The organism is Saccharothrix hoggarensis, from assembly GCF_042678885.1.
Lineage (GTDB): Bacteria > Actinomycetota > Actinomycetes > Mycobacteriales > Pseudonocardiaceae > Actinosynnema > Actinosynnema hoggarensis.
Genome location: NZ_JBHTLK010000034.1, coordinates 19,451 through 40,468, shown reverse-complemented (window position 1 = coordinate 40,468; position 21,018 = coordinate 19,451). Strand labels below are relative to the sequence as shown.

Sequence of the window (21,018 nt, the reverse complement as noted above, 5' to 3'; positions counted from 1 at the left end):
CGTCGTCGCCGGCGGCGTCGGCGCTGCTGCCGGACGTGGCGGAGCTGACGGGGCGCGAGAGCGAGCTGGCCGCGTTGGCGGAGGTCGCCGAGCGGGCGCGGGCGGGTGCGACGTCGCTGGTGGTGGTGCACGGGCCGCCGGGTGCGGGGAAGACGGCGCTGGCGGTGCGGGCGGCGTACCGGCTGGCGTCGTGGTTCGCGGACGGGTGCTTCTTCTTCAACCTGCGTGGCATGGACGTGCGGCCGGTGCACCCGTCGGAGGTGGTGCACCGGATGCTGTTGGCGCTGGGCGTGGCGGAGAAGGAGGTCCCGGGGAGCGAGGCGGAGCGCTCGGACCTGTACCGGTCGCGGTTGCGGGAGCGGTCGACGTTGTTGGTGCTGGACAACGCTTCCGACGAGGCGCAGGTGCGTCCGCTGTTGGCGACCGGGGCGGGGTCGTTGGTGGTGGTGACGTCGCGGTTGGTGCTCGGCGGGTTGGAGGCGGGGGCGCGGCTGGGGTTGGACGTGCTGGACCCGGGTGAGTCGTTCGACCTGCTGGGCGCGATCGCGGGACGGGCGCGGGTGGGCGCGGAGCCGGTGGCGGCGGCGCGGGTGGCGAAGCTGTGCGGGCACCTGCCGCTGGCGCTGCGGATCGCGGGGAACCGGCTGGCGAGCCGTCCGAAGTGGACGATCGGGCACCTGGCGGGGCAGCTGGTGGACGAGCGGCGTCGGCTGTCGGCGTTGACGGCGGGCGACCTGCGGGTGCGGACGGCGTTCGAGATGTCGTACCGGCAGCTGGGCGAGGGGGCCGCGGTGTTGTTCCGGCGGCTGTCGCTGGCGCCGGGCGGTGACTTCGGGCCGGACCTGGCGGCGGTGCTGGCCGACGTGGACCGGTTCGCGGCCGAGGAGACGTTGGAGGAACTGGTCGACATGAGCCTGCTGGACACCGCGGAGGTGCCCGGCCGGTACGTGTTCCACGACCTGATCCGGGTGTTCGCGGGTGAGCGGTTGGCGGACGAGGAGCCGGCGCCGGCGGTGGGGGCGGCGCGGCGGCGGATGGTGGACTGGCTGCTGGGCACGGCGGACGCGGCGGCGGGGTTCTTCGGCCCGGACGCGCGGACGGCGCCGGCGGGCGGGTTGGGTGGTCCGGAGGAGGCGGACGCCTGGCTGGCCGCGGAGACGGCGAACTGGTTGGGCGCGTTGCGGTGGGCGGGTGGCGCGGGGCTGCACGCGGAGGTGCTGCGGGTCGCGACGGCCATGCACTGGTACTCCGACCAGCGTGGACGTGGTGAGACGTGGGCGGAGGTGTTCACGGCCGGTGTGGCGGCGGCGCGCGCGGTGGGGAGCGTGCGGGACGAGGCCGTGCAGCTGAACTTCCTGACGTGGACGTTGGCGGTGCTGTCGCGCCGGCACGCGGACGCGTTGGCGTTGCACGAGGAGGCGTGGCGGGCGGCGGTGGCGGCGGGCGACGTCACGGAGCAGGGTTGGGCGCTGCACTACCGGTCGGTGTCGGAGTTGCGGACGGGGCGGTTGGAGGAGGCCCAGGTCAGCGCGCGGCGGGCGCAGGAGCTGTTCCGGGTGGCCGGTTTCCCGTTGGGCGAGCAGATCTCGTTGTCGTGCCTGGCGTTGGTGCTGGACGCGTTGGAGCGGTACGAGGACTCGGTGGTGGTGCACCGGGAGCTGGTGGACAACGTGCGGTCGGGCCGGTTGGCGGTGGCGCCGGTGATGGCGGCCGAGATGACGGCGACGTTGCTGGTGCGGACGGCGGACACGCTGGTGCGGTTGGCGCGGTGGCCGGAGGTGTTGGCGGCGGCGGACGACGCGCTGGAGCTGTTGCGGGGCGCGCCCGCGCCGCCGAGCCTGTGCGACGCCCGGTACCTGCGGGGTCTGGCGCTGCACCGGCTGGGTGACGCGGCGGGCGCGCGGGTGGAGCTGGGGCTGGCGGCCGGGTTGGCGGGTGAGAACCGGCACGGGCGGCTGGTGGCGGTGCTGGGCGCGTTGGCGGACGTGCACGACGACCTCGGCGACCCGGTCGCGGCCGGGAGGTGCCGGGACCGGGTCGCCGCACTGGGGTCAGCCGATCGGTGATGCGTTCCTAGCCATCGCCGGGGTCCTTCCATGCCGCGCTCACTGGGGGTGGCCCCAGTCAACCGGCCGCTTGGGGGCGGCACCACGCAGAAGTACCGGCAGAAGTACGCGCGGTGCCCCGTTCCGCGTCACCGGCTCGGTGCGGGGTTACCCGACGACGGCGAGCGCGTCGATCTCCACCAGCAGGCCGGCGGGCAGGCCGACGTAGACGGTGGTGCGGGCGGGGAAGGGCTCGTCGGTGACGAACTCGCCGTAGGCGGCGTTCATCTCGGCGAAGTGCGCGGTGTCGGTGAGGTAGACGCGCAGCATCACGACGTCGGCGAGGGACGCGCCGCCCGCCTCCAGCACGGCGACGACGTTGCGCAGGGCCTGCCGGGTCTGCTCGGCGACGGTGTCGCCGACGACGGCGCCGGTGGCCGGGTCGAACGCGACCTGGCCCGCCACCTGCAGGATCGGGCCCTTGCGGACGCCTTGGGAGAACGCGGCCACGGGGGTGGGCGCGGCGGTGGTGCTGATCTCGGTCTTGGACATGTGCTTCCTCTCGGGTGCCGGCTCGCGCCGGCGGTTCAGTCGCGCGGCGACCAGCCGCACTCGACGGACGCGGCTCGCGCGGTCGCGAGCAGGTCGGGCAGGTGGCCGAGCAGGCCGTCGAAGTCCAGCAGGACCTTGGGCACGGACAGGGAGACGGCGGCGACGACCTCGCCGCGCGCGCCGCGGATGGGTGCGGCGACGCAGTGGATGAAGTCCTCGTGCTCGGCGTTGTCGACGGCGTAGCCGGCGGAGCGGACGCGGTCCAGCTCGGCGAGGTAGGCGTCGGGGGTGGTGATGGTGTTGGCGGTCAGCGGCACGTAGTCGATGGTGTGGGCGACCTCGCGGCGGCGTGGTTCGGGCAGGTCGGCGAGGAGGATCTTGGCGACGGCGGTGCAGTGCAGGGGGGCGCGCCTGCCGATGCGGGAGTACATGCGCATCGGGTGGGTGCTGTCGTACTTGTCGATGTAGATGACCTCGCCGTCCTCGTAGGACGCGAGGTGGACGGTGTAGCCGGTGCGGGCGTTGAGCTCGCGGAGGGCGTTCTCGGCGCTGCGCCGGACGTCGCGTTCTTCGAGGGCCCGGTTGGCGAGGTCGAAGAGGGCGGTGCCGAGCCGGTAGTGGTGGACGCCTTCGCGTTGCACGAACCGGTGGGACTCCAGGGTGCGCAGGAGCCGCATGGTGGTCGACTTGTGCACCTCGATGACGCCGGACAGCTCGTCCAGGGTCTTGGGTCCGGTGGCCAGTTCACCGACCAGGGTCAGCGCCCGGTCCAGGCTTTGGCTCATCGACGTCTCCTCAGGTGTGCGGCGGCCCACGTGTCCGAGTCGGCGTCCAGCAGTGGCACGGTGACCGCGGACGGCAGCGACTCGCCGACATCCTCCCTGGTGAGCAGTGCGGCGGCGGCTTGGAGGTGCCCGGCGCGCAGTCGGCGGGCCGGTGGCGCGCCCGCGAGGTGGGCGGCGAGGTAGCCGGCGGCGAACGCGTCGCCCGCGCCGACGGGCTCGACGACTTCGACGCGCAGGCCGGGTTGGAACGTCGTGGCGCCGTCCTCGACGACGGTGGCGCCGCGTGCGCCGTGCTTGACGACGAGCGTCGACGGTCCGGGCAGGAGGGCGCGGAGTTCGGCGGGGTCGCCGGCGCCCCAGACGGCCTGGGCCTCGTCGGAGCCGGCGAGCACGATGTCGGCGGCGTCGGCGAGGGCGCGCAGGACGGACGGGTCGCGGTGGCGCCACAGGGCGGGCCGCCAGTTGAGGTCGAACGACACGGGCACGGGGCGCGGTCGGCGGAGGACGGCGCGGAGCAGGTCGAGGCAGCTGTCGGACAGGGCGGCGGTGATGCCGCTGACGTGCAGCAGCTCCACGTCGTCGAGGTTCAGGCGGTCCAGCGTGGCCGGTCCCATGGCGGACGCCGCCGAGCCGTGCCGGTAGTAGCGCACGGGGCTGCCGGCGGCGTCGGCTTCCTTGACGTAGAGGCCGGTCGGCCGGTCGGGGTCGACGTGGACGCCGGTGACGTCGACGCCCGCGCCGCCGACGGCGTCGAGGACCGCGCCGCCGAACGCGTCGTCGCCGACGGCGCCGACCCACCGGCTGCGGACGCCGAGGCGGGCGAGGTGGACGGCCACGTTGGACTCGGCGCCGCCGATGGTCCGCGTCCAGGTGCGGGCCGCGCGCACGGGGCCGGGTTCGGCCGGCACGAGCACGGCCATCGTCTCGCCCAGGCACACCACGCCGCCCGGTAGGTCGAACCGCATCCGTGCTCCTCCGGACTCGCTCGTTGACGGGACGGCGACCGAATGTTACACACGTCTGCATCACATCGCGCAATAGCCGTTGCAGTATGTGCAACGTGAGGAGCGGAGAACGTGGACCTCGACGCTGTGGCCGCCATCCGGGACGAGCGGGTCGACTGGCGGTTCAAGGGCCTGCCCGCCGACGTGTTCGGCGCGACGATCGGCGACGTGGCCGACCGCCGGCTCGACCTGTTCGCCGACGGTTTCGTCGGCCCGCTGGTCGTGCTCGACGCGGCCGCGCTGGAGCACAACCTCGCCACCATGGCCCGCTGGTGCGCCGACCGCGGCGTGCTGCTCGCCCCGCACGGCAAGACGACCATGGCCCCGCAGCTGTTCGCCCGCCAGTTGGCGCACGGCGCGTGGGGCATCACCGCGGCCAACACGAGCCAGCTGCGCGTCTACCGGGCGTTCGGGGTGTCGCGCGTGCTGCTGGCCAACCAGCTCGTGGACCCGGCGGGGTTGCGGTGGCTGGCGCGCGAACTCGCCGCCGATGACACGTTCGAGTTCACCTGTTGGGTGGATTCCGTGGCGGGCGTGGAGCGCATGGCGGAGGCCTTGGGCGACGTGGAGCGCCCGGTGGACGTGCTGGTCGAGCTGGGGGCGCCCGGCGGGCGGACCGGTGCGCGCGACCTGGCCACGGCGTTGGAGGTCGCCCGTGCGGCGGCGGACAGCCCGGCGCTGCGGCTGGCCGGCGTCGGCGGGTACGAGGGCGCGTTGGCGCACGACGCCTCCCCGGCCGCGCGGTCCGTGGTGGACGGTTACCTGTCGTCGTTGCGGGAGCTGGCGATCGGGTTGCGGAACCGGTACGAGGTGGCCGAGCCGATCGTCACGGCGGGTGGCAGCGCGTACTTCGACCAGGTGGCCGCGAAGCTCACCGAACCGTGGCCGTTCCCGGTGCGGCCGGTGCTGCGCAGCGGCGCGTACATCACCCACGACGACGGGTTCTACCGCGGGATCTCGCCCCTGGGCCGCACTCCCGGCGCGGAACCGTTCCGCGGCGCGCTGCGGGCCTGGGCTCAGGTCACGTCACGGCCGCAGCCCGACCTGGCGCTGCTGACGCTCGGCAAGCGGGACGCGTCGTTCGACGAGGGCCTGCCCGAACCGCAGGTCGTCCGCGGCCGTGACGGCGTGGAGCGCCCGCTGCGCGCCGAGGTCACCGCGCTCAACGACCAGCACGCGTTCGTGAGGCTGTCCGGCGACGACGTGGAGGTCGGCGACTGGGTCGGCCTCGGCCTGTCCCACCCGTGCACGGTGTTCGACAAGTGGCCGCTGATCCCCGTGGTCGAGGGCACCACCGTGGTCGACCTGGTCCGCACGTACTTCTGACATCCGGGAAAGGACGGCGGCGTGGACATCGTCTTCAGGGGCGCACGGGTGGTCGACGGCACCGGCGCGCCCGCCCACCGGGCCGACGTGGGCGTGCGCGACGGGCGGATCGCCGAGATCGGCGACCGGGTCGACGGCCGGCGCGTAGTCGACGCCGACGGCCGGGTGCTCGCGCCCGGGTTCATCGACATGCACTCCCACTCCGACCTGCAGGTGCTGGCCGACCCGGCGCACCTGGCGAAGGTCACCCAGGGCGTCACCACCGAAGTCCTGGGCCAGGACGGCCTGTCGTACGCGCCCGTGGACGACGAGGTGCTGGCCGCGCTGCGCGCCCAGCTGGCCGGGTGGAACGACGACCCGCCGGGGTTCGACTGGGACTGGCGCACGGTCGGCGAGTACCTCGACCGGCTCGACCGGGGCATCGCCGTCAACGCCGCGTACCTCGTGCCGCAGGGCACGCTGCGGATGCTCTGCGTCGGCTACGACGACCGCCCCGCCACCGACGCCGAGCTGGACCGGATGCGCCGGCTGCTGGCCGACTCGCTGCGGGAGGGCGCGGCCGGCATGTCGTCCGGCCTCACCTACACGCCCGGCATGTACGCCGACACGGCCGAGCTGACCGAGCTGTGCCGGGTGGTCGGCGAGCTGGGCGGGTTCTACAGCCCGCACCACCGCAGCTACGGCGCCGGCGCGCTGGAGGCGTACGCGGAGATGGTGCGGGTGTCGCGCGACTCGGGCTGCCCGCTGCACCTCGCGCACGCCACGATGAACTTCGAGGTCAACCGGGGCCGGGCGGGCGAGCTGCTGGCGCTGCTGGACGACGCGATCGCGGCGGGCGCGGACATCACCCTCGACACGTACCCGTACCTGCCGGGCGCGACGTACCTGTCCGCGCTGCTGCCGAGCTGGACCGGCGAGGGCGGCCCGGACGCGACGCTGGCCCGTCTGTCCGATGTGGACATCCGGGAACGCGTCCGGGTCGAGATCGAGGAGACCGGCTCGGACGGCTGCCACGGCGTGCCGGTGGACTGGGACGCCATCGAGGTCAACGGCGTCCGCGAGGCGGAGAACGCGCACCTGGTCGGGCTGTCCGTGGCCGAGGCCGCGCGCCGGGCCGGGCGTCCGCCCGCCGAGCTGTACTTCGACGTGCTGATCTCCGAGCGGCTCGGCACGTCGTGCCTCATGCACGTCGGCCACGAGGACAACGTCCAGGCGATCATGCGGCACCCCGCGCACACCGGCGGCAGCGACGGGCTGCTCGTCGGCGACCGGCCGCACCCGCGCGCCTGGGGCACGTTCCCCCGCTACCTCGCCCGGTACGTGCGCGAACTGGGCGTGCTCGGGCTGGAGGAGTGCGTGCACCACCTCACCGGACGGGCGGCGCGCCGGCTTCGGCTGGCCGACCGCGGGCTCGTCCGCGAGGGCTGCGCCGCCGACCTGGTGCTGTTCGACCCGGACACCGTCGCCGACACCGCGACGTTCGACGAACCCCGGCAGGCCGCCGCGGGCATCACCCACGTCGTCGTCAACGGCGTTCCCGTGATCGACGACGGCCGGCGCACCGACGCCCTGCCCGGCCGTTCCCTGCGACCCCACCGGAGCCGCGCGTGATCGACTGGCTGCAGCACACGACCGGAGGGCTGCTGACGCTGTCCGCGCTCAGCATCGCCCTCCTCCTCGCGATGATCATCAGGTGGAAGGTCGAGCCGTTCATCGCGCTGCTCGTCGTCGGCCTGCTCGTGGCGCTCGCCGCCGGCCTGCCCGTGGAGACGCTGGTCGGCTCCGCGCAGAAGGCGTCCGACTCGCTCGTGGAGAAGGGGTTCGGCGGCATCCTCGGCCACGTCGCGGCGATCATCGGCCTCGGCACGCTCCTCGGCGCGATCCTGGAGGCCTCGGGCGGCGCGGAGGTGCTGACCCGGTCGCTGCTGCGGGCGTTCGGCGAGGGCCGCGCGCCGCTCGCGATGGGCCTCGCCGGGTTGATCTTCGGCGTGCCGGTGTTCTTCGACATCGGCATCTTCGTCCTCGCGCCCCTGGTGTACGTCGCCGCGAAGCGCAGCGGCAAGTCGATCGTCCTGTACGCGATGCCGTTGCTGGCGGGCCTGTCCGTGATGCACGCGTTCATGCCGCCGCACCCCGGCCCCGTCGCCGCGGCCGGGCTCCTCGGCGTCGAGCTGGGCTGGATCATCGTCATGGCGCCGGCCGTGGCGCTCCCGTCGTGGTTCATCGGCGGTGTCCTGTACTCGGCGTGGATCGGCAAGCGGCTCGACGTGCCCGTGCCGGAGGAGATGCTGGCCGCCGCGGAGAAGGCGCGGGCCGAGGCGGCGACGAAGGGCGAGCCGCCGCTGGGCCTGGTGCTCGGCATCATCGCCGTGCCGCTGGTGCTCATCCTGGCGGGCACGTTCGGCAGCATCCTGCTGCCCAAGGGCTCCACCCTGCTGGGCGTGTTCACGTTCTTCGGCACACCCGCCGTGGCGTTGACGATCGCCGTGCTGGTCGCCGTCTGGCTGCTCGGGTTCCGCCGCGGCATGACGCGGGAGCAGGTGACCGAGCTGTCCGGCGCGTCGCTGCGGCCGGTGGCGATGATCCTGCTCGTCGTCGGCGCCGGCGGGTTCTTCGGCGCGGTGCTGGCCGCGACCGGCGTCGGCAAGGTGCTCGCCACGTCCCTGGCCGACGTCGGGCTGCCCGTGATCGCGCTGTCGTACGTGATCAGCTGCGGCATGCGCGTCGCGCAGGGCTCGGCGACGGTGGCGATCGTGACCACGACCGGCATCGTCGCGCCGGTCGTGGCCGACCTGGACTACTCGCAGCCGCGGCTCGCGCTGCTCGTCATGTCGATCGCGGCGGGCTCGATCATCGCGTCGCACGTCAACGACGGCGGGTTCTGGATCGTGTCCCGCTACTTCGGCCTGTCGGTGAAGGAGACGCTCCAGACGTGGACCGTGCTGGAGACGATCCTGTCGGTGGTCGGGTTCGTGGTGGCCGCGCTGCTGAGCCTGGTGGTCTGACCCGGCGGTGCCCCGTGCGGGATCGGGCGCCGCTCTCCACCACCTCTCGCCCCCGGGACGACTCAGTACCGACGGCCGTAGTCCTCCATCCTGCGTGAGGCCCGTTCCACGGCGTCCGCGGTGCTTCTCATGAGCGCCAGGTCGTCTCGGAGACCGCCCAGCTTCCCGAGGGCGACCGACAGCTCCGACACGGTGTCCTGCGCCGCGTTCAGCTTCGCCACGGCGTTGACGATGGAGGCGGCGCGGTCTTCGAGCCCGCGCAGACCGTCGGCGGCCCTGTTGAGCGATCCCGCGTTCTCTTCCAGGTGGCGCAACTGATCCGCCGCGCGGGCGAGCGCGTACACCGCGTCGACGTCGAGCGCGGAACGACGACCCTCCCTCGCCTTCACCTCGTCACGGAGTTCCCTGAGCAGTCCGGCCGCCTCGGCGTCCGAGCGCTCCAGCCGGTCGAGGGTCCGCTTGATGTCCTCGTCGCGTTCCCTGGTCGCGGTGGCGATCATGTCCTGGAGCCTGTCCTCGGTGAGGTCCCGCAACCCGCGAAGGGCCTGGAAGCGACCGCTCTCGCGGATCTCCTTCCACTCCTGCAACGTCTCCGCCGGGTACTTCTCCTCGCCGCCCTTCTCGTCGACCGCCTGGTGGTGCGGAACGCAGAGGAAGATCAGGTTGTCGAAGGACTTCCGGACCGCGGGGTCCATGTCCGGCACGTAGCGCTGCCCGTCCGGCTTCGCCGCCCGGATGTGGGCGATCTGCAGGGCGATGCGGAACTTGCCGTCATCGGTGCGCGTCAACAACGGCTCGGTGCAGGTCGGCCAGTAGCACTTCCCCGCACCCAGGAGGATCAAGGCCGCTCGGTCACCACGGGAGTAGGTGTGATCACTGTCTGCCACGAATCGCACCTTACGGGCCCACCGCGCGAAGCTGACCGCAAAACCGCGAAGGCGGTGGTGGGACCAGCGCTCGCGCACCTCGGACTAGTCGTTGCCCGCCGCCGCCCGGAACCCGGCCAAGTAGGTGCGCAGGCCGCGCTGCCCGCTGCGCATCATCAGCTCGTGGTTCGCCTTGAGCAGGGGCCGGCCGACGAGCGCGAGCCGTCGCAGCAACGGCTTGCGCACCGTCACCTCCTGGTCGTAGACGAGCCGCGACCCGGCGCCGTCGGGGAAGATGCGCCAGCTCACCGTGCCGTCGAGGTCGCCGACCAGGTCCGCGCGCAGCAGCCCGGCGTCCGGCTCCTTGGCGTTGTGGTGGGCCTGGAAGACCAGGTCGTAGGGCAGCACCGACCGGCACCGCAGCTCGGCCGCGTTCTCGGCCACCTGGCGGGCGTCACGCACCTCACGCCACCAGTGCGGGTAGTTGCCGAGGTCGGCGAGCACGTCGAAGGTCCGCTCCGGCGTGCTGTCCACCGACCAGACGCTGCGGAAGCGGTACGAGTTCAGCGGCATGACGACATGGTCACCCACGCGGAGCGGCCTGACCACCCACCCGCGCACCCCACCTGCGGCACACCCACCACTCGACCGGCCACCATCCGACCGGCCACCATCCGACCGGCCACCGCCACCGCTACCGCCAACCGACCGCCGCCAGCCGACCCTCCGCTGACTTACCGCCAGGCAGCTCGACGGGTCAGCCGACCGCGGCCTGGGCGGGCAGCACCTCGCGCAGGAACTGGCCCGTGTAGCTGTCCGCGACCTCCGCCACCTGCTCCGGCGTGCCCTCGGCCACCACCATGCCGCCACCGGACCCGCCCTCGGGCCCCATGTCGACCAGCCAGTCCGACACCTTGATCACGTCCAGGTTGTGCTCGATCACGATCACCGTGTTGCCCTTGTCGACCAACCCGTTGATCACCCCGAGCAGCTTGCGGATGTCCTCGAAGTGCAACCCCGTCGTCGGCTCGTCCAGGATGTACACGGTCTTGCCGGTCGACCGCTTCTGCAGCTCGGACGCGAGCTTCACCCGCTGCGCCTCGCCACCGGACAGCGTGGGCGCGGACTGGCCCAGCCGCACGTACCCCAGGCCGACGTCGACCAGCGTCCGCAGGTGCCGGTGGATCGCGTTGATCGGCTCGAAGAACGAGGCGGCCTCCTCGATCGGCATGTCGAGCACCTCGGCGATCGTCTTGCCCTTGTAGTGCACTTCCAGCGTCTCGCGGTTGTACCGGGCGCCCTTGCACACCTCGCACGGCACGTACACGTCCGGCAGGAAGTTCATCTCGATCTTGATCGTGCCGTCGCCCGCGCACGCCTCGCAGCGCCCGCCCTTGACGTTGAACGAGAACCGCCCCGGCTGGTAGCCGCGCACCTTCGCCTCGGTGGTCGCCGCGAACAGCTTGCGGACGTGGTCGAACACGCCCGTGTACGTCGCCGGGTTCGACCGCGGCGTGCGGCCGATCGGGGACTGGTCGACCCGCACCAGCTTGTCGACCTGCTCCAGCCCGCGCACGCGGGTGTGCCGGCCCGGCACCTGCCGCGCGCCGTTCAGCTTGTTCGCCAGCACGGTCGCCAGGATGTCGTTGACCAGCGTCGACTTGCCCGAACCGGAGACGCCCGTCACGGACACGAGGCAGCCGAGCGGGAACGACACGTCGATGCCGCGCAGGTTGTGCTCCCGCGCCCCGACGACGGTCAGCTGCCGCTTCTTGTCGACCTTGCGGCGGCCGGCGGGCACCGGGATCTCCTTGCGACCCGACAGGTAGGCGCCGGTGATCGACTCCTTGTTCTTCAGCAGCGCCTGGTACGGGCCGCTGTGGACGACCTTGCCGCCGTGCTCGCCCGCGCCGGGGCCGATGTCGACCACCCAGTCGGACGTGCGGATGGTGTCCTCGTCGTGCTCGACCACGATCAGCGTGTTGCCCAGGTCGCGCAGCCGCGTCAGCGTCTCGATCAGCCGGTGGTTGTCGCGCTGGTGCAGGCCGATGGACGGCTCGTCCAGCACGTACAGGACGCCGACGAGGCCGGAGCCGATCTGCGTCGCCAACCTGATCCGCTGCGCCTCACCACCCGACAGCGTGCCGGACGCCCGGTCGAGCGACAGGTAGTTGAGGCCGACGTCGAGCAGGAAGTGCAGCCGGGCCTGGATCTCCTTCAGCACCGCGCCCGCGATCATCGCCTCGCGCTTGGCGAGCTTCAGCCCGTCGAGGAACTCGGAGCACTCCGCCACCGACATGGCGCACACCTCGGCGATGGACTTGTCGCCCTTGCGCCCGTGGTGCAGCGTGACGGCCAGGATCTCCGGCTTGAGGCGGGTGCCCTGGCACGTGGGGCACGGCACCTCCCGCATGTAGCCCTCGTACTTCTCCCGCATGTACTCGGACTCGGTCTGCTCCTGGCGGCGCTCCAGGAACGGGATCACGCCCTCGAAGTTGGCGTAGTACGAGCGCTCGCGGCCGTAGCGGTTCTTGTAGCGGACGTTGACCTGCTCGTCGACGCCGTGCAGCACGGCCTTCTGCGCGCGGGCGGGCAGCTGCCGCCACGGCGTGTCCATCCGGAACCCGATCGCGAGGCCCAGCGATTCCAGCAGCCGGGTGAAGTACTCGGCGGTCTGCCCGGTCGCCCACGGCGCGATCGCGCCCTCGGCCAGCGACAGCTCGTCGTCCGGGACGACCAGCTCCGGGTCGACTTCCTTGCGCACGCCGATGCCGGTGCACGCGGGGCACGCGCCGTAGGGCGAGTTGAACGAGAACGACCGGGGCTCCAGGTCCTCGATCGCGAGCGGGTGGCCGTTCGGGCAGGCCAGGTTCTCGGAGAAGCCGCGCACCCGGCCCGGGTCGCTCTCCGGCACGTCGACGAACTCGAGCTCGACCAGGCCGTCGGCCAGGCGCAGCGCGGTCTCCACCGAGTCGGTCAGCCGCTGCTTGGCGCTCGCCTTCACGCTCAGCCGGTCGATCACGACCGCGATGTCGTGCTTCTCCTGCTTCTTCAGCTTGGGCACCTCGCCCAGCGCGTACACGACGCCGTCGACCTTGGCGCGCGAGTAGCCCTGGGACTGGAGGGTGGAGAACAGGTCGACGTACTCGCCCTTGCGGCCCCGGATGACGGGCGCGAGCACCTGGAACTTGGTGCCCGCCTCCATGGCGAGGACCTGGTCCACGATCTGCTGCGGCGTCTGCTTGGAGATCGCCTCGCCGCACGTGGGGCAGTGCGCCTTGCCGGCGCGCGCGTAGAGCAGGCGCAGGTAGTCGTAGACCTCGGTGATGGTGCCCACGGTGGACCGCGGGTTGCGGCTGGTGGACTTCTGGTCGATCGACACGGCGGGCGACAGGCCCTCGATGAAGTCGACGTCCGGTTTGTCCATCTGGCCGAGGAACTGCCGCGCGTACGCCGACAGCGACTCCACGTAGCGGCGCTGGCCCTCGGCGAAGATCGTGTCGAAGGCGAGGCTGGACTTGCCCGAGCCGGACAGCCCGGTGAACACGATGAGGCTGTCCCTCGGCAGGTCGAGGTCCACCCCTCGCAGGTTGTGCTCGCGCGCCCCGCGAACGACAAGCCGGTCGGCCACAACGGTTCCCTTCGGTTCTTGACCTTTCCCCGAACAGACGTTCGAAAAGCGTATCGGACCACGGGTGTCAGCCCTGTCGGGGGAGGCGACAACCATGCTAAGTGCGACCACCGACAAAAACCGCGAGCGGCACTTCCACGATCGTGCGCCAACGGCTCTACCGGTCGGTAGTGAACGCCCCTACGCTGGGGTGATAGGCCGTTCGGCCGCAACCGCCGGGATGAGGTGCCCATGAGCTTCGCTGATGCCGCCCAGGTCCGATCCGCCCAGACGAGCGTACCCGCGCCCCGCGAGCAGTCGGCCGCGGTCCAGGACGCGGTCGCCGGGCTCGCCGAGGTCGAACGGGCCACGGAGGCTCTGTACGAGGTCGTCGCGGGCCTTGACCTGCGGGCCTTGCGCGGTCCGAGCCTCCTGCCCGGCTGGAGCCGGGCGCACGTCGTGACGCACCTCGCACGCAACGCCGACGCCCTCGTCAACCTGCTGACGTGGGCGAAGACGGGCGTCGAGCACCAGATGTACCCGAGCACGGCGGACCGCGACGCGGACATCGCCGAGGGCGCGGGCCGGCTCCCGCAGCTGCTCCGGGCCGACCTGGACGCGGCGTGCCAGCGGTTCGCCGCGGCCGCCCGCGACCTGCCGCCGACGGCGTGGGAGGCGGAGGTCGCGCACCCGCACAGCGGGGTGCTCCTGGCGCACCGCGTGCCGTGGCTGCGGCTGCGCGAGGTGTGGTTCCACCTGGTCGACCTCGACGGCGGCACGGGGTTCGAGGACCTGCCCGAGGAGCTGCTGGAGCACTTCCTGGACGACGCCGTGGGCCAGTACGCGGACCGTCCGGACGTGCCGCCGGCACGCGTCGAGGCCACGTTCCCGGACGGCCGTCAGCGCAGCTGGGCGCTCACCGCGGACAGCGGCGCGTCCCCGGTCGTGAGCGGCGCGGCGGCGGACGTGCTGGCGTGGGTGACCGGCCGCCACAGCGGCGCGCGGCTGAAGGGTACGGCGCCCACGCTGCCCAAGTGGCTCTGAGCGGAGTGCAGGCGGGCCGTCAGCAGCAGGCCCACCAACGCAGGGCGGCGGCTCGTGGTGAGCACGCGGTGCGCGGGCCGTTCGACGTACTTGGTGAGCAGCCAGCCCAGGACCACGGCCGCGCCGGTGAACGCCGCCAGCTGCGCCCAGGGGCCGAGGGCCGCGACGCGCAGCATCACGACGTAGCCGATCTGCTGGTGGACCAGGTAGACGCCGTAGGAGATGCCCGCCAGCCACTTGATCGGCCGGGTGAGGGCGCGCACGGGCGCGATGTCCCAGTCGCGCCCGCCCGCGGCGGCGCACACGCCGATCAGCGCCACGCCCAGGCCGACGGTCGACTCGAAGTCCCCGGTGTGCCCGGACTGCGCCATCAGAGCCGCCGTGAGCAGCGCGAACAGGTGCCGGTCGCCGAGCCGTCCCCGCGACCACAGCCAGATGCCGACGCCGATCGCGAACAGCTGCGCGCGGTGCATGCCGAGGCCGTTGAAGAGGGTCTGGAGGACGCCCGGGTCGGCCGCCGCGTCGCGCAGCGCCACCGGCACGACGACCAGCGCCCACAGCCCGACCTTGAGCGCGCGGCCGCGGAGGCGCGACGCGAGCAGGGCGCCCGCCACGAACCCGGTGACCTGCACGGGCAACGTCCAGTACGAGAAGTCGACCACGTGGACGTCCGGGAACCAGTTCTGCAGCATGAGGACGTTGAACAGCAGGTCCCGCGGGCCCATCGGGCTCCAGCCCTCCGGCGCGGCGTAGCGGAGGAACGTGTACGTGAACGTGGCGGCCACCACGTACGCGGGGACCAGCCGGGCCAGGCGGTTGCGCAGGAACCGCGCCGGTTCGCCCTTCGCCAGCGACGCGCACGCGAAGAAGGCGGAGATCACCACCAGTGTGCTCGCGCCGAACTCGAGGCTGAAGACGAACGCGGCGGAACCGAGCTCGGAGTGGGCGGACGGCCCCGCGTGGGTGGCGTGCTGCAGGAGCACGCACAGCACGGCGGCGATGCGCAGGACGTCCCAGTTGATCCGGCGTTGGGTAGGCACGAGGTGGAAGAACCCTATTCACGTGGCGTCGGCAGGGCGGCGGTGTTTCGGTCGCCCACCCTATGAGGTCCGGCTGCGGGGAGCCTGAAGGGTGTCCGGTCGGCTACCGTCGGCCACTGTGGACGTACTAGAGGACTACACGGGGCACGTGTCGCCGGGCGGCCCGCCGGCACGGCGCACCCTGGACGCGTTGACCATCACGAAGGTCTCGGTAGGACCGATGGACAACAACGCTTACCTGCTGGTCTGCCGTGCGACGAACGAGGCCATGCTCATCGACGCGGCAGCCGACCCGGAGCGCCTGTCGGACGTGGTGGGCCACTCCGTCGACCGCCCGCGGTTGAAGACCGTCGTGACGACGCACCGGCACGCCGACCACTGGGGCGCCCTGGGCGCGGTGGCGGGCGCGAACGGGTCGAACACGGTCGCGCACGCGCTGGACGCCGACGTCCTCCCCATCCCGCCGGACGTCCTGGTCGAGCACGGCGACACGGTGGACGTCGGCGAGGTGCCCCTGACGGTGATCCACCTGCGCGGCCACACTCCGGGCTCGATCGCCCTCCTGTACCGCGACCCAACCGGCCACCCCCACCTGTTCACCGGGGACTCGCTGTTCCCGGGAGGAGTCGGCAAGACCACGTCGCCCGAAACCTTCGGGTCGTTGATCGAGGACGTGTCGACGCGGATCTTCGACGAACTGCCCGACGAGACCTGGTTCTACCCGGGTCATGGGGACGATTCCACCCTGGGGCGTGAACGACCTCACCTGGACGAGTGGCGTTCCCGGGGCTGGTGAGCCGTGCGGGTGGGGCCGCGCACTCTGCTGCGGTCCCACCGGCGACGTCAGTCTTCGTCCCTTTTCGTCACGATGAAGGATGTGCCTGCGAGCGCTTCTCCGGCTGTTCAGTGATGGACGTTGAGCGGTGGGTCGGAGACGGGCCAGATGCGGACCAGCCAGTGTTCCCGTTCATCGCCGGCGAAATGCTCGTCCGATTCCTCGCGACCGCGCACGAACGCTTCGACGTGGTATTCGCCGGGGCCGGGCAGGGGGACGGTGTGCTCGCCCATCGCGGCGGTCGGGGACCAGAGGCGGACTTCTTCGCTCTCCGTCCGGAACACGGCTTCGGCCGAGTCGTGCCAGGACGCGGTGGGGGCGGTCGGGCGGGTGGACCACAGTTCCAGGCGGATCGGCGGGTTGTGGTCGGTGTCCGTGCTGTGGAAGAGGACGCCGCCGAGCCCGCCGACCATCAGCCAGTCGTCGCCGTCGGGGACTTCCAGTGCGAGCGGTGAGTTGTTCCGGGCCATGTCCTGGAGGCAGAACTGCGAATATTCCACGTCGACGGTGTCGTCGAACGCCGTCACAGGCCCCTGGCCAGGTGTTGTCACGGTCGCCAGCCTACGACCTGATGACATTGACCGGTCGGCGGCGACGGCGAGCGCGAAAGGGGAAGCGCGGTGCCGGCGAGTGAGTTGCTGGGTCATCCGCCCGACGCGAGGGTGCTGATCGTCAACTGCGACGACGTCGGCCTGCACGAGGACGTCGACGTCGCGGCCGTGGAGGCGATCGAGGTCGGGATCGCGGCGTCGTGCAGCCTGATGACGGCCGGCCCGTCGGCGGCGCACGCGATGCGGTTGCTCCGGGCGCGCCCGGACGTGCCGTTCGGCGTGCACCTCACCTTGGTCCGCGACTCGCCCACCGATCGGTCGGGACCGTTGACCTCGAAGGACAAGGTCCGCTCGCTGCTGGACGACGCCGGCCGGTTCTTCACCTCCGCCGACCGGGAGGCGCTGTTGGCCCGTGCGCGCGCCGACGAGGTCGAGGTCGAGTTCCGGGCACAGGTCGACGCGGCGGTCGACGCGGGGCTCTCGCCGACGCACCTGGACTTCCACTGCCTCGCCGACGGTGGGCGCGACGACGTCCTGGCGCTGACGGTGGGGTTGGCGGAGGAGTACGGCTTGGCCGTGCGGGTCTGGTTGGAGGAGGGGCGGCGGGCGATGCGGCGGCGCGGGCTGCCCGTGATTGACCACCCGTTCGTGGACAGCTTCGCCCTCGACGTCGACCGGAAATTCGCTCGATACGGTGAACTTCTGCGTGACTTGCCCCCAGGTCTCAGCGAGTGGGCCGTGCACCCGAGCGTCGCGAGCGCGCGGTCGCGGGAGGTCGACGGCGGGTGGCGCGTTCGGCGCACCGACTACGACTTCCTCGTCTCACCAGAGGCCCGCGACCTGGTCGACCGCGAGGGCATCACCGTGATCGACTACCGCGCCCTGCAAAAGGAGTGGTCGCGGTGATCGCCACCCGGCCAGACTCGGGGACGTGGACCTCCCCGCCGACCCGCTCCGCTTCGATCCCGACGCCGACGCGCTGATCACGCCGTCCGCGCCCGAGCTGACCGAGCCGTGGCCGGACCGGCTGGTCCTGTGCTACTTCCACGAGCAGATCGCGGCCTTGCGCGAGCGGGGCGCCGCCCGGCTGGCGGGACGGTTCACCGCCGAAATGGGCGGGCACGGCATCCACCTGGTCGACGCCGCCGACGGCGACCCGGTGGCCGTCTTCCACCCCGGCGTCGGCGCCCCGGCCGCCGTGCACCACCTCGAACGGGCGATGGCCGGCGGCGCCCGCCGCGTCGTGCTGTGCGGCAGCGCCGGAGCGCTCGTGCCGGGCCTGGTGATGGGCCACGCCGTGGTGCCGACCGGCGCGGTGCGGGACGAGGGGACGTCGTTCCACTACGCGCCCCCGACCGAGGTGGTCGACGTCGACCGCGCCGTGGTGGACGCCCTCGTCGGCCTGCTCGCCGAACGGGACGTGCCGTGCGTCACCGGGCTCACGTGGACCACCGACGCGCCGTTCCGGGAAACCCGCGCGGCGGTGGGAGCCCGACGTGACCAGGGGTGCGTGGTGGTGGAGATGGAGGTCGCGGCGCTGCTGGCCGCCGCGCGGTTCCGCGGCGCGCGGCTCGGGGCGCTGCTCTACGCCGCCGACGACCTCAGCGGCCCGGCCTGGGACTCGCGGAACTGGACCACGGCGGACGCCCGCGCCGACCTGCTCACGCTCGCGATCGAAGCCACCGGCAGGATTCACGCGTCCGAGTGATCTTCCGTCACTCCGCCACGGCGTCCAGCACGTCGAGGTAACCGCCGGTGACGCGCCGCAACCCGTCCGACACCGCCGTCAACTTGCCGGGGCTCCAGCGCTTGTCCTCGTACTCGCGGGTCTGCCGGCGCAGCGCCCGCAGGCTCACCGCCAGCTCGTCGCGCAGCCGGGCCCGGAACTCGTCCGGCCCCGGCGCGGGCAGCCGGACCCGCTCGCCACGCCCGTCCACCAACGCGGCCAACGTCGCCTCCACGGTGCCGTCGACCTCGCTCCAGACCAGGGCCGGTCGGTCGACGCCGTGGTTCCACACCGGCGCCCGCGCGGACCGCCACAGCGGCCGGATGGGGTTCCTCGCCACCCGCGCCGCGTTCGCCCAGTGCTCCGCGCCGTGCGGCTCGGCCAACCACGGCACGTCGTCGACCGGCAGGTCGACCACCAGGGCGACGGTCACCCGATCGACGTCCCGCGCCTCACCGAGGATCTCCCCGACGGCCCACAGCTCCACCACCCGCAGCGGGTGGATCGCCCCCGACAGGCCCGCCAGCTCACCGCACTTGGCCGCCAACTCCTCGACGTGCCGCACCGCCCGTGACCACTTCACGCGACCATCCTCACCCATCCGGGGGCGTCGGCAGGTGCGGCCCTCACCGCCGACCGGTCAGCACGGACACGTGGACGTGCTCCGCGAACGGCGCGTGCGGTTCCACCGCGCGCCGGATCAGGCCGGTGAACCGCGCGCGTTCCGCCGACGCCGGGAGCCGGTCCTCGGGCAACGCGGAGAGCACACCGCCCACAATGGACTCCACGTCCAGCGTGCCGGTGTAGTCGACGCCGTGCACGTCGCCCCGGAACCCGGCCGCGACCAGGCTGTCGCGGTATCGCCGCAGGCTCTCCTCGTCGGTTCCGCACGCGTTGCCGACACGCGTGCCGAACCACTGTTCCAGGCACTCGCGCAACGCCCGTGACCAGTCGGCGTCCTGCAGCCACAGCGGTGTCCCGTTCGCCAGCACCGCCACGCCTCCCCCTGGCCTGACCAGCGGGAAGAGTGCGTGGAACAGCTCGTCGTACCGCATCCAGTGCAGGGCTTGGCCGATGGTGACCGCGCCGACCGACCCGTCGCCGAGCAGGGCGCGCAACGCGGGCACGTCCGCGTCCGTGCCGATCACCCACGTGAGGTTCGACAGGCCCTGCTCGGCGGCGGCGCGGCGGGCGTGGGCCAGCATGTCCGGTTCCGGGTCCACGCCGACGACGGCGCGGAGCCGTGCCGCGAGGGGCAGCGCGAGCTGACCCGTCCCGCAGCCGAGGTCGACCGCCGTGTCGTCTGCGGTGAGCCCGAACGCGCCCGCCACCGCGTCGATCGCCTCCGGCGGGTAGCCGCGCCGGTAGCGGTGGTAGTAGTCGGCCACCTCGCCCGCGAATCCCAGTGCCATGCCGACCAGGGTGCAGGCGAACACCGTCCCGAGGACAGCGGTTGCGCTCTCAGCGCACCGACCGAGTGGTCCGGGTCAGGTGTTCGGCGACGGGTTCGGCGGGGGGTTCGGCGAGTTGTCCACAGCCCGGCGAGCGGGCCGCCGCCGCTCTCCCGCCGCTCGGTATGTTCGCCGCATGGAGCAGGTGGTGGAGATCTACACCGACGGCGCGTGCAGCGGGAACCCCGGACCGGGCGGCTGGGGCGCGGTGCTGCGGTACGGGGCGCACGAGCGGGATCTGTTCGGTGGGGAGTCGGCGGCCACCACCAACAACCGGATGGAGCTGATGGCCCCGATCCGGGCGTTGGAGACGCTGCGGAGGCCGTCCGTGGTGCGGATCTACACCGACAGCACGTACGTCCGCAACGGCGTGCTGTCGTGGATGACGAAGTGGAAGTCCAACGGGTGGCTCACGTCCGCCCGGCAGCCGGTCAAGAACGTCGACCTGTGGCAGCGGCTCGACGCCGCCACCGCGCCGCACGAGGTCGAGTGGCACTGGGTGAAGGGGCACGCGGGGCACCCCGAGAACGAACGCGCGGACCGGCTGGCGGTCCGCGGCGTCCGGGCGGCGATGGAGTCAGATCTGCGGGCAGACGTCGTACATGACGCCGAAAAGGCGGGAGGACTCGGGTGACGGTCCGGGAGGGAGGTCGAAGTAGCCCTTGGCGGCGTCCACGCACTCGGTGAGGAGGTCGTGCTCGGCGGTCAGGGTCGTTTCGCGGGATCGGGTGGTGTCGAGGGTCCGGTCGGCCTCGGCCTGCTGCGCGGTCACGTCGGCGAGGGCGCGTTCCCTGTCGGCGCGGGTGGCGGTGGTGCGGTCGAGTTCGGCGCGCTCGCTCGCGTAGAGGGCGGTGAAGACGCCCGCGACGACGGCGAACACGACGGCCAGGGCTGTCAGGACGACGATCGGCACCCGGCCGCCCGAGCGCGTGGCGCTCGGCTGGCGCATCTCCGGCTGGAACAGGTTCGGCGGGAACTCGGGGTGCGGCGGGTACGGGTGCTGTGCCGGATGCGCCTCGGCAAGCTGCGGTCCGGTGGCCCAGGGCGCGGGCTGCGGTTCGGTGCCCCACGGCGCGGCGGCGGGCTGCTGGTCGACGGCGGGCTGATCCGCCGACGCCGACGTCGGCGCCGGCACGGGTGGGGTGCCGCGGTGGTTCGGTTCGGGCGTGGTCATTCGA

General features: G+C 72.5%; 19 protein-coding genes and 1 pseudogene. 9 read left to right on the top strand and 11 right to left on the bottom strand.

All coding sequences use genetic code 11. From position 1 onward, the window contains the following. The coding region (locus tag ACFQ3T_RS09745; protein WP_380722509.1) for an ATP-binding protein at nt 1-2,066 on the top strand (2,066 nt) is incomplete at its 5' end. Nucleotides 2,067-2,213: 147 nt separating this feature from the next. Here the strand turns inward: ACFQ3T_RS09745 and ACFQ3T_RS09740 are convergent. From ACFQ3T_RS09740 to ACFQ3T_RS09730, 3 genes are read right to left on the bottom strand one after another with little or no spacing between them, the layout of a single operon-like run. After that, nucleotides 2,214-2,597, bottom strand: a complete 384-nt coding sequence (locus ACFQ3T_RS09740; RefSeq protein ID WP_380722507.1) for a RidA family protein — start codon at nt 2,595-2,597, stop codon at nt 2,214-2,216. A 35-nt stretch (nt 2,598-2,632) separates the two neighbouring features. Beyond that, complete coding sequence (locus ACFQ3T_RS09735) at nt 2,633-3,382, bottom strand: IclR family transcriptional regulator (protein ID WP_380722505.1); 750 nt, start codon at nt 3,380-3,382, stop codon at nt 2,633-2,635. Next, nucleotides 3,379-4,347 carry a sugar kinase gene (locus ACFQ3T_RS09730; RefSeq protein WP_380722503.1) on the bottom strand — a complete coding sequence of 323 codons (969 nt, stop codon included), beginning with the start codon at nt 4,345-4,347 and terminating at the stop codon, nt 3,379-3,381. The genes ACFQ3T_RS09735 and ACFQ3T_RS09730 overlap by 4 nt, the downstream gene beginning before the upstream one ends. Nucleotides 4,348-4,458: 111 nt before the next feature. Here ACFQ3T_RS09730 and ACFQ3T_RS09725 point away from each other — a divergent pair, with 111 nt between their 5' ends. Genes ACFQ3T_RS09725 through ACFQ3T_RS09715 form a run of 3 tightly spaced genes read left to right on the top strand, consistent with a single transcriptional unit; the run spans nt 4,459 to nt 8,717 of the window. Then, nucleotides 4,459-5,712: an amino acid deaminase gene (locus ACFQ3T_RS09725; protein ID WP_380722501.1), complete on the top strand. Its 1,254-nt coding sequence runs from the start codon at nt 4,459-4,461 to the stop codon at nt 5,710-5,712. Between the two features lie 21 nt (nt 5,713-5,733). Then, a complete protein-coding gene (locus ACFQ3T_RS09720; RefSeq protein ID WP_380722499.1) occupies nt 5,734-7,323 on the top strand; it encodes an N-acyl-D-amino-acid deacylase family protein in 1,590 nt (529 codons plus the stop codon). After that, nucleotides 7,320-8,717, top strand: coding sequence for a GntP family permease (locus ACFQ3T_RS09715; protein ID WP_380722497.1), 1,398 nt, complete (start codon nt 7,320-7,322; stop codon nt 8,715-8,717). Before ACFQ3T_RS09720 ends, ACFQ3T_RS09715 begins: the two co-directional genes overlap by 4 nt. Before the next feature lie 62 nt (nt 8,718-8,779). Here ACFQ3T_RS09715 and ACFQ3T_RS09710 read toward each other — a convergent pair whose 3' ends face one another. The 3 genes from ACFQ3T_RS09710 to uvrA all read right to left on the bottom strand — a co-directional run bounded on the left by ACFQ3T_RS09710 (nt 8,780) and on the right by uvrA (nt 13,214). Further along, nucleotides 8,780-9,604: a hypothetical protein gene (locus ACFQ3T_RS09710; protein WP_380722495.1), complete on the bottom strand. Its 825-nt coding sequence runs from the start codon at nt 9,602-9,604 to the stop codon at nt 8,780-8,782. Between the two features lie 84 nt (nt 9,605-9,688). After that, nucleotides 9,689-10,156 carry an SRPBCC family protein gene (locus ACFQ3T_RS09705; RefSeq protein ID WP_380722493.1) on the bottom strand — a complete coding sequence of 156 codons (468 nt, stop codon included), beginning with the start codon at nt 10,154-10,156 and terminating at the stop codon, nt 9,689-9,691. A gap of 184 nt (nt 10,157-10,340) precedes the next feature. Next, nucleotides 10,341-13,214 (bottom strand): excinuclease ABC subunit UvrA, encoded by a 2,874-nt coding sequence (gene uvrA, locus ACFQ3T_RS09700; RefSeq protein ID WP_380722491.1) that lies wholly within the window; start codon nt 13,212-13,214, stop codon nt 10,341-10,343. 231 nt (nt 13,215-13,445) lie between these two features. Between uvrA and ACFQ3T_RS09695 the strand changes: the two genes are divergently transcribed. After that, complete coding sequence (locus tag ACFQ3T_RS09695; RefSeq protein ID WP_447009342.1) at nt 13,446-14,237, top strand: maleylpyruvate isomerase family mycothiol-dependent enzyme; 792 nt, start codon at nt 13,446-13,448, stop codon at nt 14,235-14,237. Nucleotides 14,238-14,341: 104 nt separating this feature from the next. On the opposite strand, the pseudogene ACFQ3T_RS09690 reads toward ACFQ3T_RS09695, so the two are convergent. Beyond that, nucleotides 14,342-15,277, bottom strand: a pseudogene (locus ACFQ3T_RS09690) (acyltransferase family protein); the annotation flags it as partial. Between the two features lie 118 nt (nt 15,278-15,395). Between ACFQ3T_RS09690 and ACFQ3T_RS09685 the strand changes: the two are divergent. Further along, a complete protein-coding gene (locus ACFQ3T_RS09685; RefSeq protein ID WP_380722487.1) occupies nt 15,396-16,073 on the top strand; it encodes an MBL fold metallo-hydrolase in 678 nt (225 codons plus the stop codon). 107 nt (nt 16,074-16,180) lie between these two features. Here the strand turns inward: ACFQ3T_RS09685 and ACFQ3T_RS09680 are convergent, their stop codons facing one another. After that, entirely contained in the window at nt 16,181-16,639 is a 459-nt protein-coding gene (locus ACFQ3T_RS09680; protein WP_380722485.1) for a hypothetical protein, read from the bottom strand. Between the two features lie 93 nt (nt 16,640-16,732). Between ACFQ3T_RS09680 and ACFQ3T_RS09675 the strand changes: the two genes are divergently transcribed. Further along, on the top strand, nt 16,733-17,569 hold the full coding sequence (locus ACFQ3T_RS09675) for a polysaccharide deacetylase family protein (RefSeq protein ID WP_380722483.1): 837 nt from the start codon (nt 16,733-16,735) through the stop codon (nt 17,567-17,569). 25 nt (nt 17,570-17,594) lie between these two features. Further along, nucleotides 17,595-18,371: a nucleoside phosphorylase gene (locus tag ACFQ3T_RS09670; RefSeq protein ID WP_380722481.1), complete on the top strand. Its 777-nt coding sequence runs from the start codon at nt 17,595-17,597 to the stop codon at nt 18,369-18,371. A 7-nt stretch (nt 18,372-18,378) separates the two neighbouring features. On the opposite strand, the gene ACFQ3T_RS09665 is transcribed toward ACFQ3T_RS09670, so the two are convergent. Together ACFQ3T_RS09665 and ACFQ3T_RS09660 are read right to left on the bottom strand one after the other, a co-directional pair. Further along, nucleotides 18,379-18,972 (bottom strand): DUF7711 family protein, encoded by a 594-nt coding sequence (locus ACFQ3T_RS09665; RefSeq protein ID WP_380722479.1) that lies wholly within the window; start codon nt 18,970-18,972, stop codon nt 18,379-18,381. 43 nt (nt 18,973-19,015) lie between these two features. Continuing rightward, nucleotides 19,016-19,801, bottom strand: coding sequence for a class I SAM-dependent methyltransferase (locus tag ACFQ3T_RS09660; protein WP_380722477.1), 786 nt, complete (start codon nt 19,799-19,801; stop codon nt 19,016-19,018). 175 nt (nt 19,802-19,976) lie between these two features. Here ACFQ3T_RS09660 and rnhA point away from each other — a divergent pair, with 175 nt between their 5' ends. Then, nucleotides 19,977-20,474 carry a ribonuclease HI gene (gene rnhA / locus ACFQ3T_RS09655; protein WP_380722475.1) on the top strand — a complete coding sequence of 166 codons (498 nt, stop codon included), beginning with the start codon at nt 19,977-19,979 and terminating at the stop codon, nt 20,472-20,474. Here rnhA and ACFQ3T_RS09650 read toward each other — a convergent pair. Next, nucleotides 20,418-21,014: a hypothetical protein gene (locus ACFQ3T_RS09650; RefSeq protein WP_380722473.1), complete on the bottom strand. Its 597-nt coding sequence runs from the start codon at nt 21,012-21,014 to the stop codon at nt 20,418-20,420. The two genes, rnhA and ACFQ3T_RS09650, sit on opposite strands and share 57 nt — an antisense overlap. Nucleotides 21,015-21,018: the final 4 nt, after the last annotated feature.

Coding starts and splice junctions, on each gene's coding strand:
- ACFQ3T_RS09650 (WP_380722473.1), bottom strand. CDS start 21,014: ATGACCACGCCCGAACCGAACCACCGCGGCACCCCACCCGTGCCGGCG.
- ACFQ3T_RS09705 (WP_380722493.1), bottom strand. CDS start 10,156: ATGCCGCTGAACTCGTACCGCTTCCGCAGCGTCTGGTCGGTGGACAGC.
- ACFQ3T_RS09740 (WP_380722507.1), bottom strand. CDS start 2,597: ATGTCCAAGACCGAGATCAGCACCACCGCCGCGCCCACCCCCGTGGCC.
- ACFQ3T_RS09730 (WP_380722503.1), bottom strand. CDS start 4,347: ATGCGGTTCGACCTACCGGGCGGCGTGGTGTGCCTGGGCGAGACGATG.
- ACFQ3T_RS09735 (WP_380722505.1), bottom strand. CDS start 3,382: ATGAGCCAAAGCCTGGACCGGGCGCTGACCCTGGTCGGTGAACTGGCC.
- ACFQ3T_RS09660 (WP_380722477.1), bottom strand. CDS start 19,801: ATGGCACTGGGATTCGCGGGCGAGGTGGCCGACTACTACCACCGCTAC.
- ACFQ3T_RS09695 (WP_447009342.1), top strand. CDS start 13,446: ATGAGCTTCGCTGATGCCGCCCAGGTCCGATCCGCCCAGACGAGCGTA.
- rnhA (WP_380722475.1), top strand. CDS start 19,977: ATGGAGCAGGTGGTGGAGATCTACACCGACGGCGCGTGCAGCGGGAAC.